The sequence below is a fragment of the Alsobacter sp. SYSU BS001988 genome, assembly GCF_054796215.1.
In genome coordinates this window covers 119,506-131,767 of sequence record NZ_JBTAMK010000006.1, presented here as the reverse complement: position 1 = coordinate 131,767, position 12,262 = coordinate 119,506, and the positions used below count along the sequence as shown (strand labels likewise).

Below are 12,262 nucleotides of genomic sequence, written 5' to 3'. Positions count from 1 at the left end.
GTCGCCCGAGATCAGGCCGCGGCCTTCTTCTCCAGGAACGACACGGCGTCGCCCACGGTGCGGATCGTCTCGGCTGCGTCGTCCGGGATCTCGACGGAGAACTCTTCCTCGAACGCCATGACCAGCTCGACCGTGTCGAGGCTGTCGGCGCCGAGATCGTCGATGAAGTTGGCGCTGTCGATGACCTTCTCGGGCTCCACGCCCAGGTGCTCGATCACGATCTTCTTCACGCGGGCGGCGATGTCGCTCATGGTGTTCCTCGTTTAAGCTGTTCGCGCCGCATGCGGCCGCGCGAACCGGAAAGGGAACCGGTCCGTCTGGACGGTCCGGATGTCGCGGGGGTCGTGCCCGGGCCGCCAACCGTGAACGATCGCCGTAACCCGTCTCATCCCTCAAACGCCGCAGCGGACGGCGCCGTCAAGCCCCCCAATGGACGTGAGGGCTGAGTAACATACTTTATTTTCCTTGGCGAGAGGGCCGGGAACTTCGTCCACAAGGCGAACATAGCCTTGCAATTTATTCAAATCATTGCCATTCCGCCGTTGACGTGGAGCGTCTGCCCCGTCACGTAGGACGCCTCCGGGCTGGCCAGGTACACCACCGCCGCAGCGATCTCCGCGCCCGTCCCGAGGCGGCCCATCGGCACCGTCGAGAGGATCGATTCCTTCTGCTTGTCGGTCAGGACGTCGGTCATCGCCGTCTCGATGAAGCCCGGCGCCACGCAGTTGACGGTGATGTTGCGGCTGGCCACTTCGGCCCCGAGCGACTTGGACAGGCCGACGAGCCCCGCCTTGGAGGCGGCGTAGTTGCCCTGCCCCGGATTGCCGGTCGTGCCCACCACCGAGGTGATCGAGACGATGCGCCCCCAGCGCCGGCGCATCATGCCTTTCACGGCCGCGCGCATGAGCCTGAACGACGCCTCGAGATTGACCCGGATCACCTGGTCCCACTCGTCGTCCTTCATGCGCATGAAGAGATTGTCGCGCGTCACCCCGGCGTTGTTGACCAGGATGTCGAGCTGGCCCATCGCGGCTTCCGCGCCGGGCACCAGGGCCTCGACCGAATCCTTGTCCGACAGGTTGGCGGTGAGGATGTGGACGCGCTCGCCCAGTTCGCCCGCCAGCGCCTCGAGGGCCTCCCTGCGGGTGCCGGAGATCGCGACCGTCGCGCCCTGGGCGTGCAGCGCGCGCGCGACGGCGCCGCCGATTCCTCCCGACGCGCCGGTGACCAGCGCGGACTTGCCGGTGAGATCGAACATGGATCACTCCCCTGTCGGGCCGCGGCCCTTCGTTGTGATGGCGTCGGGGCTCAGCCGCGCGGCCGGGCCTTGAAGGCGGCGACGTCGTCCGGCGTCCCGATCGCGACGCCTTCGGCGCCCTCGGCGATGCGCCGCACGAGGCCCGTCAGCACCTTGCCGGCGCCGACCTCGTAGAACGTCGTGACGCCGTGCGAGGCCATGAAGGCGACGCATTCGCGCCAGCGCACCGTGCCGGTGACCTGCGCCACCAGCGACGCGCGGATCATCTCGGGCTGCTGGATGGCCGCCGCATGCACGTTGGCCACCACGGGCGCGACCGGCGCCTTGATGTCGATGGCGGCCAGGGCCTCCTGCATGGCGTCGGCCGCGGGCTGCATCAGCGCGCAGTGGAAGGGCGCGGACACCGGCAGCATCAGGGCGCGGCGGGCCCCCTTGGCCTTGGCGATCTCGCAGGCGCGCTCGACCGCCGCCCGCGAGCCGGAGACGACCACCTGCCCGCCGCCATTGTCGTTGGCGGCCTGGCAGACCTCGCCCTGAGCGGCTTCCGCGGCCGCCGCCGCGGCGGCCTCGAATTCGAGCCCGAGCAGCGCCGCCATGGCGCCCTCGCCGGCCGGCACGGCCCTCTGCATGGCGTCGCCGCGGATGCGCAGCAGCCGCGCCGCGTCGCCGATCGTGAAGGCCCCGGCGGCGCACAGCGCCGAATACTCGCCGAGCGAATGCCCGGCCACATAGGCGGCGTCGCGGGCGAGATTGAGGCCGGCCTCGGCCTCCAGCACGCGCAAGGCCGCCAGGCTCACCGCCATCAGGGCGGGCTGGGCGTTGGCCGTGAGGGTGAGGTCGGCCTCCGGGCCCTCCCACATCAGGGCGGAGAGGTTCTGCGACAGCGCCGCGTCCACCTCCTCGAACACGGCCCTGGCCTGCGGGAACGCCTCCGCGAGCGCCTTGCCCATGCCGACGGCCTGGCTGCCCTGTCCCGGGAAGGTGAAAGCGGCGGTCATCGATGCGTCTCCTCGGGCGCCTTGAATCGTGGCGCCGAAAGGCACGCGCCGGCGCGGGCTGTCAAGGGCCGCCGCGGCGGCCGGGGGCCCTGCGGCCGAATCCGGGCCGTCCCCGCCGCCTCTAGCCGTCCCGGAGATGGCACACGGCCTCGACGCGGTTGCCGTCGGGATCCATCAGGAACGCGGCGTAGTAGCAGGGATGGTATTGCGTCCGGAACCCGGGCGGGCCGTCGTCGGAGCCGCCCGCGCCGAGGCCGGCCGCCCAGAAGGCGTCGACCGCCGCGCGGCTCGGGGCCTTGAAGCACCAGTGCCGGCCATGAGCCGCCTCGGGGGCCGGGCCGGGCTTGACGGCGAGGTAGGTGAGGTCCGGGCGGTCCGCGTCGCAACGCTGGCCGTAGCCCAGCCAGACGTCTGTGGCGCCGACCTTCGGGACCCCGAGCGCCGCCATCACGGCGTCGTAGAAACGCTCGGCGCGGCGCAGGTCCGAAACGGTGATCGAGACATGGTCGAGCATGGGAGACAGCGTGGGTTGGCGGCGGGACGCCCCAGCATAACGCAACCTTTCGCCGCGGCGCCCCCTTGCTTCCGCCCGGCGCTGCCTGTACACAGCGCGCTTCGCAGCTTCCGGCCGGGGGCTGAACGGAAGGGCTTGCGCGTGCGCGGCCAGGGGTTCGGCCCCGCCTTCCCGTGTTCCCGCCTTCGGTATACCCACTCGGGCCTTTCGTGGCCCGAAGGGCTTCGCGCCGGAAGCGCCCGATGAAGAAAGGCCAAGAGCTTATGCCTCTTTATGAGCATGTGTACCTTGCGCGTCAGGACGTGACCGCGCAGCAGGTCGAGACCATGACGGAACAGTTCAAGTCCGTCCTCGAGGGTCTCGGCGGCACGCTCGACAAGGTCGAGTACTGGGGCGTCAAGTCCCTCGCCTACCGGATCAAGAAGAACCGCAAGGCGCATTTCTCGCTGCTCAACATCAACGCTCCCGCGGCCGCCGTGGCCGAGATGGAGCGTCAGATGAGCATCAACGAGGACATCCTCCGCTTCATGACCATCCGCGTCGAGGAGCTCGAGGAAGGCCCCTCGGCCATGATGCAGAAGCGTGACCGCGACGACCGCGACGACCGTGGCGACCGCGGCTTCGGTGGACGCGGCGGCGGCTTCGGCGGCCGTGGCGGCGACCGCTTCGGCGGTGGCGGCGGACGTCCGGGCGGCCCGCCCCGCGGCGATCGCCCGCGCCGTGAGGATGCCCCTGCGACCGAGGAGACTGTCTGATGTCCGCCGCTGGACCCCGTCGCCCCTTCTTCCGCCGTCGGAAGACCTGCCCGTTCTCCGGCCCGAACGCGCCGAAGATCGACTACAAGGACACGCGTCTGCTGTCGCGCTACATTTCCGAGCGCGGCAAGATCGTTCCGTCCCGCATCACGGCCGTGTCGGCCAAGAAGCAGCGCGAGCTCGCCCAGGCGATCAAGCGCGCCCGCTTCCTGGGCCTGCTGCCCTACGTGATCGCCTGATCGTCCTCGCCTGACGCCCTCCGGCAGGGCGCAGCCAGGATCCGACGCCGACCTTCGGGCCGGCGTCCTTTCGCCTGATCCAGTCGCCCGGCGCGAATCCATCGCGGCGGGTTGGTTGGGGAGCCCTCTCCCCTAACCCGTCCACGAGACGCGGGACAGCTCGACGCCATGAAGACCATCCTCGGCATCGGCGCCGGCGCAGGCCTGGCCTCCGCCCTTCTGTTCGCGGTCATCACGACCGGGAACCCGCTCGCCGTGATCCTCTATTTCGTCTCCCCCTTGCCCGTGCTCCTGGCGGCGCTCGGCTGGAACCACCGCGCCGGCCTCGCCGCCGCGGCCGCCGGCGCATTGCTGGTCGGGCTGCTGTTCTCGCTCAAGGGCGGCGCGGCCTACGCCCTCACGGTGGCGCTTCCGGCCTGGTGGTACGCCTATCTGACGCTCCTCGCCCGCGCCGAGGACGGCCCTCCCGAGTGGTACCCCATCGGCCGCGTGCTGTTCTGGATGGTGCTGGTCTCGACCGCGATCACCCTCGCGGTGTCGATCTCCATCGGCGGGGGCGACTACAAGGCCTTCGGTCACGCCTTCGAGCGCATCATCGGCGTCCTTCGCCAGATCGGCTCGGACATGGACGAGCTGCCGGTCGAGACCCGCGGCATGTCCACTCCCGAGATGGCGCGCCTCATGGCCGTGGTCGCGCCGCCGGTCAGCGCCGCGGTCGGGGTCGGCTCCGCCGCGCTGCTGCTGTGGATCGCGGCCCGCGTCGTGCGCGCCTCCGGCCGGCTGCCGCGACCGTGGCCCTTCATCCCCGCCGTCGCCCTGCCCAACGTCGCCTTGCTGCTGCTCGGGGCCTCGGCGGTCCTGGGCGTCCTGCTGCACGGCTTCGCCGGACTGGGCGCCCGCTCGCTCGCGGCGTCGCTGGCGATGGCCTACTGCATGCAGGGCCTGGCCGTGATCCACGTGCTCACCCAGGGCGTGGCCGGCCGCATCGGCATCCTCAGCGCCGTCTACGCCACCTTCGTCATGCTGCCCGGCTGGCCGGCCCTGCTCTACGCCCTGCTGGGCGTGGCCGACGCCGTGCTGGGCATCCGGGCCCGGCGCTTCGCCAAGAACCCGCCGCCCGCGCCCTCTTCCACCTGATCCCCACGCGAACCTTCAAAGGAGAACCACCATGCAGATCATCCTGCTCGAACGCGTCGCCAAGCTCGGCCAGATGGGCGAAGTCGTCCGCGTCAAGGACGGCTACGCCCGCAACTACCTGCTGCCCCGCGGCAAGGCGCTGCGCGCCACCGCCGGCAACAAGGAGCGCTTCGAGACGCAGCGCGCCCAGCTCGAGGCCCGCAACCTGGAGCTGCGCTCCGAGGCTTCGGCCGTGGGCGAGAAGCTCGACGGCCAGAGCTTCACCATCATCCGCTCGGCGGGCGAGATGGGCCAGCTCTACGGCTCCGTCGCGGCCCGCGACCTCGCCGAGATCCTGACCGCCGGCGGCTTCACGGTGACGAAGCAGCAGATCGCGCTCAATACGCCGATCAAGGCCATCGGCCTGCACAAGGTGCCGGTGCACCTGCATCCGGAGGTCGAGGTGACGGTGTCGATCAACGTCGCCCGCAGCCCCGAGGAAGCCGAGCGCCAGGCGCGCGGCGAGAGCGTCCTGCAGGGCCGCGAGGAGAACAACCTCGACGACCTCGGCCTGGAGATCGGCGCCGCCCTGGCCGAGTCCGGCGAGGACATGTAAGCCTCGGCGCTCCGCGCTCGCGATCAAGGAGCCCGGCCGGCGACGGCCGGGCTTTTTGCGTCCGGGGCCTGGGACGCGACTCACTGAAGCAATCCGGCAACAGCCAAGGCCGGCCCGGCGCGGACGACAACAAACCCGCCGCTCCTGTGAATCGCCGGGCTATGTCTTTTCAGACACTCCACCCGGCCGCGCCGGCGTGCGAAACCAAGCTGCGGCGGGCGGTGGTAAGCTCCCGCCCTCTCGGAACAGCGAATCACCATGGCTTCAGCGTCTCAGCTCGCGGTCCGGCCCCTTCCGGAGCCTGCGGCCCCCTACCGGACTCCGCCCCACAACATCGAGGCCGAGCAGGCTCTCCTCGGCGCCATCCTGGTCAACAACGAGGCCTTTTTCCGCGTCTCGGACTTCCTCGAGGCCGTGCACTTCTCCGAGGAGGTGCACCGGCGCATCTACGAGGTGACGCAGTCGCTGATCCGCTCCGGCAAGGTGGCGACCCCGATCACGCTCAAGACCTTCGTGGGCGACCAGGATCTCGGCGGCATGACGGTGTCGCAATATCTCGGCCGGCTCGCGGCCGAGGCGACGACGGTCATCAACGCCGAGGACTACGGCCGGGCGATCTATGACCTCGCCATGCGGCGCAACCTGATCCTCATCGGCGAGGACATGGTCAACGTCGCCTATGACGCGGCCGTGGACGAGCCGCCGCGCAAGCAGATCGAGGAGGCGGAGCGCCGGCTCTACGAACTCGCCGAATCGGGCCAGACCGAGGGCGGCTTCCAGAACTTCTCCAACTCGCTGCGCAGCGCCATCGACATGGCCGCCGAGGCGTTCAAGCGCGACCGCAAGCTGTCGGGCATCTCGACCGGCATCAGCGACCTCGACCGCATGATGGGCGGCCTGCAGCCGTCGGACCTGATCATCCTCGCCGGCCGCCCGGGCATGGGCAAGACGTCGCTCGCCACCAACATCGCCTTCAACGTGGCCAAGGACTACCGCGGCGAGCGCCAGCCCGACGGGCACATGAAGCGCATCGACGGCGGCATCGTCGGCTTCTTCTCGCTGGAGATGTCGGCCGACCAGCTCGCCACCCGCCTCATCGCCGAAGAATCGGGCGTGGCCTCCTACAAGATCCGCCGCGGCGAGATCTCCGAGCAGGACTTCGCGCGCGTGGCGAACGCGGCGCGCGAGATGGAGCGCTGCCCCTTCTACATCGACGACACCGGCGGCATCTCGATCGCGCAGCTCACGGCGCGCGCACGGCGCCTGAAGCGCCAGAAGGGGCTCGACCTGCTGGTGGTCGACTATCTCCAGCTGCTCTCCGCCTCCGCCAAGAAGGGCGAGAACCGCGTGCAGGAGCTCACCGAGATCACCACCGGCCTCAAGGCGCTCGCCAAGGAGCTCGTGGTCCCGATCATCGCGCTGTCGCAGCTCTCCCGCCAGGTCGAGAACCGCGACGACAAGCGCCCGCAGCTCTCGGACCTCCGCGAATCGGGGTCGATCGAGCAGGACGCGGACGTCGTGATCTTCGTCTATCGTGAGGAGTACTACCTGAAAAACAAGGAGCCCAAGATGGGCACCGAGGAGCACTTCAAGTGGCAGGCCGAGATGGAGCAGGTGCACGGGCGCGCCGAGGTGATCATCGGCAAGCAGCGTCACGGCCCGACCGGCACCGTGCCGGTGCACTTCGAAGCCGAGATCACCCGCTTCTCCAACCTGGCGAGCGAGGATCACCTGCCCGAGCGGATGGAATGACCAGGGACCCGGCCGCGTCCGGCCCGGCGCCGAGCGAAGCCGGCGGCGTGCTCACGATCGATCTCGGCGCGCTGGTCGCCAACTGGCGGCTGCTCGCCGCCCGGGCGCCCGGCGCGGACTGCGCGGCGGTCGTGAAGGCGGACGCCTACGGGACCGGCATCGAGGCCGCCGTCCCGGCGCTGGCGCGGGCCGGATGCCGGACCTTCTTCGTCGCCCACATCGCCGAGGGCCGGCGCGCCCGCGCCGCCGCTCCGCAGGCCGACATCTACGTCCTGAACGGGCTTCCTCCGGGGTCCGGCCCGGCCTTTGCGGCCGAGCGGCTGCGCCCGGTGCTGGGCAGCGCCGAGGAGATCGCCGAATGGGCGGCTTTCACCCGGGCCGAGGGGCTCGACCTGAAGGCGGCGCTTCACGTCGACACCGGCATGAACCGCCTCGGCCTCGCCGTCGCGGACGCCGTCGCGATGGGTGAAAGGGGTCTCGAGGGCTGCCCGGTCGGCCTCGTGATGACGCATCTCGTCAGCGCCGAGGAGCCGGGTAATCCCCTCAATGCGCGCCAGATCGCCGCCTTCGCGGCCGTGCGCGAGGCGTTCCCGTCATTGCCCGGAAGCCTCGCCAATTCGTCCGGCGCGTTCCTGGGCGGGGCCGCCCGGCACGACCTGATTCGCCCCGGCTATGCGCTGTACGGCGGCAACCCGCAGCCGGGACGCCCCAACCCGATGCGGCCCGTGATCGGCCTCGAAGGCCGGATCGTGCAGGTCCGCTGGGTCGAGGCCGGCGACACCGTCGGCTACAACGCCCAATGGACGGCTCGAGGCCGCCGGCGCGTGGCCGTGACGTCGGTGGGCTACGCCGACGGCTTTCCCCGCGCGGCCTCGTCGGCGGACGACCGCGCCGGCGCGGACGCCATCGTGGGAGGCGCGCGCTGCCCCTTCGCCGGTCGCGTGTCCATGGACCTGATCGCCATCGACGTCACGGACGCGCCGCCTGGCGTCGGTCGGGGCGACCCGGTTTCGCTCTTGAACCCCGCGATCACGGTCGACGACGTCGCCGCCCGCGCCGGAGCGAGCGGCTACGAGATCCTGACCTCGCTGGGCCGTCGCTACGCCCGGCGCTATGTGAAAGCCTGATCGCCTCGCCCATGGCCAAACGCACCCTCACCTACGCCTGCCAGTCCTGCGGCGCGGTCTATGGCCGCTGGCAGGGCCGCTGCGACGCCTGCGGCGGATGGAACACCATCGCCGAGGAGGCCGCCGCGGCGCCGTTGCCCGGCGGCGCGCCGGTTCCCCGGGGCCTGCGCGGCAAGGGCCGGGTGTTCCAGCTGGAGGGCCTCACCGGCAGCGAACCGGAGGCGCCGCGCATCGCCTCGGGCATCGCCGAACTCGACAGGGTGACGGGCGGCGGCTTCGTCAAGGGCTCGGTGATCCTGCTCGGCGGCGATCCCGGCATCGGCAAGTCGACATTGCTGATGCAGGCCTGCGCGGCGCTGAGCAACAAGGGCCACCGGGTCGTCTACATCTCGGGCGAGGAGGCGGTCGGCCAGGTCCGGCTGCGGGCCGAGCGGCTCGGGCTCAGCGGCGCGCCCGTGGAGCTCGCCTCGGAGACCAGCGTGGAGGACATCGTCACGACCCTCTCGCAGGGCCAGCCGCCCCGGCTGGTGATCATCGATTCGATCCAGACGATGTGGACGGAGGCGGTGGAGGCCGCGCCCGGCACCGTGACGCAGGTGCGCGGCTCCGCGCAGCTCCTGATCCGCTACGCCAAGACCAGCGGCGCGGCGCTGATCCTGGTCGGCCACGTCACCAAGGACGGCCAGATCGCCGGCCCGCGCGTCGTCGAGCACATGGTGGACGCCGTGGCGTCCTTCGAGGGCGACGGAGCGCATCATTTCCGCATCCTGCGGGCGGTGAAGAACCGCTTCGGCCCCACCGACGAGATCGGCGTCTTCGAGATGACCGGGCTCGGCCTTTCGGAGGTGACCAACCCCTCCGCGCTGTTCCTGGCCGGGCGCGACACGGCTTCGCCCGGCACGGCCGTCTTCGCCGGGATGGAGGGCACCCGGCCGCTGCTCGTGGAGTTCCAGGCGCTGGTGGCGCCCACGTCGCTGGGCACGCCCCGCCGCGCCGTGGTCGGCTGGGACCAGAGCCGCCTGTCGATGGTCATCGCCGTGCTGGAGGCGCATGCCGGCCTGAAGCTCGGCCAGCACGACGTCTATCTGAACGTCGCGGGCGGCATGCGAATCAACGAGCCCGCCGCGGACCTCGCGGCCGCCGCCGCCCTGGTGTCCTCCCTGGCCCAGGCTCCGCTGTCGCCCGAGCGCGTCTATATGGGCGAAATCGGCCTGACGGGCGCGCTGCGCCCCGTGAGCCAGGCCGCCACGCGGCTGAAAGAAGCGGCCAAACTGGGCTTCACCTCCGCGATGATGCCCCGGGCCGGCCTGGAAAGCGCGGGAAAGCCCGCCATCCGCGTCGAATCGGCCGCAGACGTCGCCGATCTGGTGGCCGGCATCGCGGCCCAGGGGGCCGGAAAGCGCGGCGCAAAGCGTCCGGGATACGCGCCGGAAGACGCGTGACGCTGGGAGGCGGTCCCGTTATAAGACCTTCACCGCGTCGGCCCTTGAAAATCCCCGGACTTCCATGAACCAGCTGCCCGTCACCCCGCTCGACCTCGTCGTCTTGGGCGTGGTCATCGTCTCCGCGCTCCTGGCGGCGGTTCGCGGCTTCACCCGGGAAGTCCTGGCGATCGCGTCCTGGATCGCGGCCGCGGCGGCGGCCTATGCGCTGCACCCGCTGGTCCTGCCCTACGCCAAGGAATACATCCCGAACGCCCAGCTCGCGCTGGCGGCCTCGATCGCGTCGGTGTTCCTGTTCACGCTGGTGCTGGTCTCCATCGTCACGGTCAAGATCTCGGACCTGATCCTCGACTCCAAGATCGGCGCGCTCGACCGCACGCTCGGCTTCCTGTTCGGGGCCGGCCGCGGGCTCCTGATCGCCGTGATCGCGTTCGTGTTCTTCGACAAGCTCGTGGGCGACAAGGCGCAGCCGGACTGGATCCGCAACGCCAAGCTGCGCCCCGTCCTCAAGGACTCCGGCGACTACATCGTCAGCCTGCTTCCCGAGGACCCCGAGGGCTATCTGCAGAAGCTGCGCAACAAGAACAAGAACCTGGGCGATCCCAGCGAGCCGCCGGCCGCGCCGGGGCAACCTGCGGCCCCCCCCGCCCCTGCCCCGAGCGCAACGCCGCCCGGACAGAAACGGACGGAGACGGAGACGCAGCCCTCGTATAAGAAGGCGCAGCAGCAAGGGCTGCAGCAGTTGATCGAGACGGCCGCCAATCCGGCGCCGAAGTCGACGCGCTAGATGCATTCCCGGGCGAGGATCACCATCTTCGCCGAGAGCGAATGCCGCAGGGATGCTCGCGGGAGGCGGGCGCGCGACCCGACGGCGTCGGGCCGCATTGTGATTGGGCCATGCATCTCTTCCGCGCTGCGGCCGCCGCATGCGCGGTTCTTGCTTTGACGAGGACAGCGATGACCGACCGCAACGGCATGCACTCCCCAGCTGGCGACCCCATCTTCGATCCCGAGGCCGACCGGCTGCACGAGGAATGCGGCGTCTTCGGAATCTACGGCCATCCCGACGCGGCGGCGATCACGGCGCTGGGGCTCCACGCCCTCCAGCATCGCGGCCAGGAAGCGGCGGGCATCGTCTCCTTCGACGGCCAGCGCTTCCACTCCGAGCGCGCCCTTGGCCTCGTCGGCGACACCTTCTCCGACCTCGCCACCATCGAGCGCCTGCAGGGCGCGAACGCGATCGGCCATGTGCGCTACGCCACCACGGGCGCGACCATCCTGCGCAACGTGCAGCCGCTTTTCGCCGAGCTGGAGAGCGGCGGCTTCGCGGTCGCCCACAACGGCAACCTCACCAACGGCCTGACGCTGCGCCGCCAGCTCGTGCGCGACGGCGCGATCTGCCAGTCGACCTCCGACACCGAGGTGATCCTGCATCTGGTCGCGCGCAGCCGCAAACGCCGCTTCATGGACCGGTTCATCGACGCGCTGGCGCAGATCGAGGGCGCCTATTCGCTCGTCGCCATGACCAACAAGAAGCTGATCGGCGCCCGCGACCCGCTCGGCATCCGCCCCCTGGTGCTGGGCGACCTCGACGGCCGCCCCATCTTCGCGTCCGAGACCTGCGCGCTCGACATCATCGGAGCGAAGTTCGTCCGCGACGTCGAGAACGGCGAGATCATCGTGGCGTCCGAGGACGGCATCGAGTCGATCAAGCCCTTCAAGCCGGTGCCGGCCCGCCCCTGCATCTTCGAGTACATCTACTTCTCGCGGCCGGACTCCATCGTGCACGGCCGGTCCGTCTACGACGTCCGCAAGCGCATGGGCGCGGAGCTCGCCTCCGAGTCGCCCATCGACGCCGACGTGGTGATCCCGGTGCCGGATTCCGGCGTTCCGGCGGCGCTGGGCTTCGCCCAGGCGGCGGGGATCCCGTATGAGCTCGGCATCATCCGCAATCACTATGTGGGCCGCACCTTCATCCAGCCCACGCAGTCCGTCCGCGAACTCGGCGTCCGGCTGAAGCACTCCGCCAACCGCTCGGTGGTGGCCGGCAAGCGCATCGTGCTCATCGACGACAGCATCGTGCGCGGCACCACCTCGGTGAAGATCGTCCAGATGATGCGCGACGCCGGGGCCAAGGAGGTGCATTTCCGCATCTCGAGCCCGCCGATCACCCATCCCGACTATTACGGCATCGACACGCCGGAGCGCGACAAGCTGCTCGCCGCGACGCATACGCTGGAGGAGATGCGGGCCTATATCGGCTGCGACTCGCTGGCCTTCCTGTCGGTGGACGGCATCTATCGCGCCATGGGCGAGGCGCGCCGCAACGACGCCTGCCCGCAATTCACCGATCACTGCTTCACGGGCGAATACCCGACCCCCATCACCGACCTGGTCGGCGAAGGGCCGAAGCAGCAGCTCTCGATGCTCGCCGAAGTCGGATAA

13 protein-coding genes are annotated in these 12,262 nt (G+C 70.3%); 9 read left to right on the top strand and 4 right to left on the bottom strand.

The window, feature by feature from the left end:
• Window positions 1-11 precede the first annotated feature (11 nt).
• The 4 genes from ACYVO7_RS13850 to ACYVO7_RS13835 all read right to left on the bottom strand — a co-directional run bounded on the left by ACYVO7_RS13850 (window position 12) and on the right by ACYVO7_RS13835 (window position 2,770).
• On the bottom strand, window positions 12-251 hold the full coding sequence (locus tag ACYVO7_RS13850; RefSeq protein WP_406858221.1) for an acyl carrier protein: 240 nt from the start codon (window positions 249-251) through the stop codon (window positions 12-14).
• A 269-nt stretch (window positions 252-520) separates the two neighbouring features.
• Window positions 521-1,258, bottom strand: a complete 738-nt coding sequence (gene fabG / locus ACYVO7_RS13845) for a 3-oxoacyl-[acyl-carrier-protein] reductase (protein WP_460450409.1) — start codon at window positions 1,256-1,258, stop codon at window positions 521-523.
• Window positions 1,259-1,308: 50 nt separating this feature from the next.
• Window positions 1,309-2,256 carry an ACP S-malonyltransferase gene (fabD, locus tag ACYVO7_RS13840; RefSeq protein ID WP_460450408.1) on the bottom strand — a complete coding sequence of 316 codons (948 nt, stop codon included), beginning with the start codon at window positions 2,254-2,256 and terminating at the stop codon, window positions 1,309-1,311.
• Window positions 2,257-2,377: 121 nt separating this feature from the next.
• Entirely contained in the window at window positions 2,378-2,770 is a 393-nt protein-coding gene (locus ACYVO7_RS13835; RefSeq protein ID WP_460450407.1) for a VOC family protein, read from the bottom strand.
• Window positions 2,771-3,033: 263 nt separating this feature from the next.
• On the opposite strand from ACYVO7_RS13835, the gene rpsF reads away from it, so the two are divergent.
• The 9 genes from rpsF (at window position 3,034) to purF (ending at window position 12,262) form a co-directional block, all read left to right on the top strand.
• Window positions 3,034-3,525: a 30S ribosomal protein S6 gene (gene rpsF, locus ACYVO7_RS13830; protein WP_406858597.1), complete on the top strand. Its 492-nt coding sequence runs from the start codon at window positions 3,034-3,036 to the stop codon at window positions 3,523-3,525.
• Window positions 3,525-3,764, top strand: coding sequence for a 30S ribosomal protein S18 (gene rpsR, locus ACYVO7_RS13825; RefSeq protein WP_406858225.1), 240 nt, complete (start codon window positions 3,525-3,527; stop codon window positions 3,762-3,764). Before rpsF ends, rpsR begins: the two co-directional genes overlap by 1 nt.
• A 168-nt stretch (window positions 3,765-3,932) precedes the next feature.
• Window positions 3,933-4,901, top strand: a complete 969-nt coding sequence (locus ACYVO7_RS13820; RefSeq protein ID WP_460450406.1) for a DUF2232 domain-containing protein — start codon at window positions 3,933-3,935, stop codon at window positions 4,899-4,901.
• Window positions 4,902-4,932: 31 nt separating this feature from the next.
• Complete coding sequence (rplI, locus tag ACYVO7_RS13815) at window positions 4,933-5,496, top strand: 50S ribosomal protein L9 (protein WP_460450405.1); 564 nt, start codon at window positions 4,933-4,935, stop codon at window positions 5,494-5,496.
• Window positions 5,497-5,754: 258 nt separating this feature from the next.
• Window positions 5,755-7,248: a replicative DNA helicase gene (locus ACYVO7_RS13810; RefSeq protein WP_460450404.1), complete on the top strand. Its 1,494-nt coding sequence runs from the start codon at window positions 5,755-5,757 to the stop codon at window positions 7,246-7,248.
• Complete coding sequence (gene alr, locus ACYVO7_RS13805; protein WP_460450403.1) at window positions 7,245-8,375, top strand: alanine racemase; 1,131 nt, start codon at window positions 7,245-7,247, stop codon at window positions 8,373-8,375. Before ACYVO7_RS13810 ends, alr begins: the two co-directional genes overlap by 4 nt.
• Before the next feature lie 11 nt (window positions 8,376-8,386).
• Window positions 8,387-9,817, top strand: coding sequence for a DNA repair protein RadA (gene radA, locus ACYVO7_RS13800; RefSeq protein ID WP_460450402.1), 1,431 nt, complete (start codon window positions 8,387-8,389; stop codon window positions 9,815-9,817).
• Window positions 9,818-9,890: 73 nt separating this feature from the next.
• The gene (locus ACYVO7_RS13795; protein WP_460450518.1) at window positions 9,891-10,604 is read left to right on the top strand and encodes a CvpA family protein; all 714 of its coding nucleotides are present in this window, start codon (window positions 9,891-9,893) and stop codon (window positions 10,602-10,604) included.
• Window positions 10,605-10,774: 170 nt separating this feature from the next.
• Entirely contained in the window at window positions 10,775-12,262 is a 1,488-nt protein-coding gene (gene purF, locus ACYVO7_RS13790; RefSeq protein WP_460450401.1) for an amidophosphoribosyltransferase, read from the top strand.

Coding starts and splice junctions, on each gene's coding strand:
- ACYVO7_RS13850 (WP_406858221.1), bottom strand. CDS start 251: ATGAGCGACATCGCCGCCCGCGTGAAGAAGATCGTGATCGAGCACCTG.
- fabG (WP_460450409.1), bottom strand. CDS start 1,258: ATGTTCGATCTCACCGGCAAGTCCGCGCTGGTCACCGGCGCGTCGGGA.
- fabD (WP_460450408.1), bottom strand. CDS start 2,256: ATGACCGCCGCTTTCACCTTCCCGGGACAGGGCAGCCAGGCCGTCGGC.
- ACYVO7_RS13835 (WP_460450407.1), bottom strand. CDS start 2,770: ATGCTCGACCATGTCTCGATCACCGTTTCGGACCTGCGCCGCGCCGAG.
- rpsF (WP_406858597.1), top strand. CDS start 3,034: ATGCCTCTTTATGAGCATGTGTACCTTGCGCGTCAGGACGTGACCGCG.
- rpsR (WP_406858225.1), top strand. CDS start 3,525: ATGTCCGCCGCTGGACCCCGTCGCCCCTTCTTCCGCCGTCGGAAGACC.
- ACYVO7_RS13820 (WP_460450406.1), top strand. CDS start 3,933: ATGAAGACCATCCTCGGCATCGGCGCCGGCGCAGGCCTGGCCTCCGCC.
- rplI (WP_460450405.1), top strand. CDS start 4,933: ATGCAGATCATCCTGCTCGAACGCGTCGCCAAGCTCGGCCAGATGGGC.
- ACYVO7_RS13810 (WP_460450404.1), top strand. CDS start 5,755: ATGGCTTCAGCGTCTCAGCTCGCGGTCCGGCCCCTTCCGGAGCCTGCG.
- alr (WP_460450403.1), top strand. CDS start 7,245: ATGACCAGGGACCCGGCCGCGTCCGGCCCGGCGCCGAGCGAAGCCGGC.
- radA (WP_460450402.1), top strand. CDS start 8,387: ATGGCCAAACGCACCCTCACCTACGCCTGCCAGTCCTGCGGCGCGGTC.
- purF (WP_460450401.1), top strand. CDS start 10,775: ATGACCGACCGCAACGGCATGCACTCCCCAGCTGGCGACCCCATCTTC.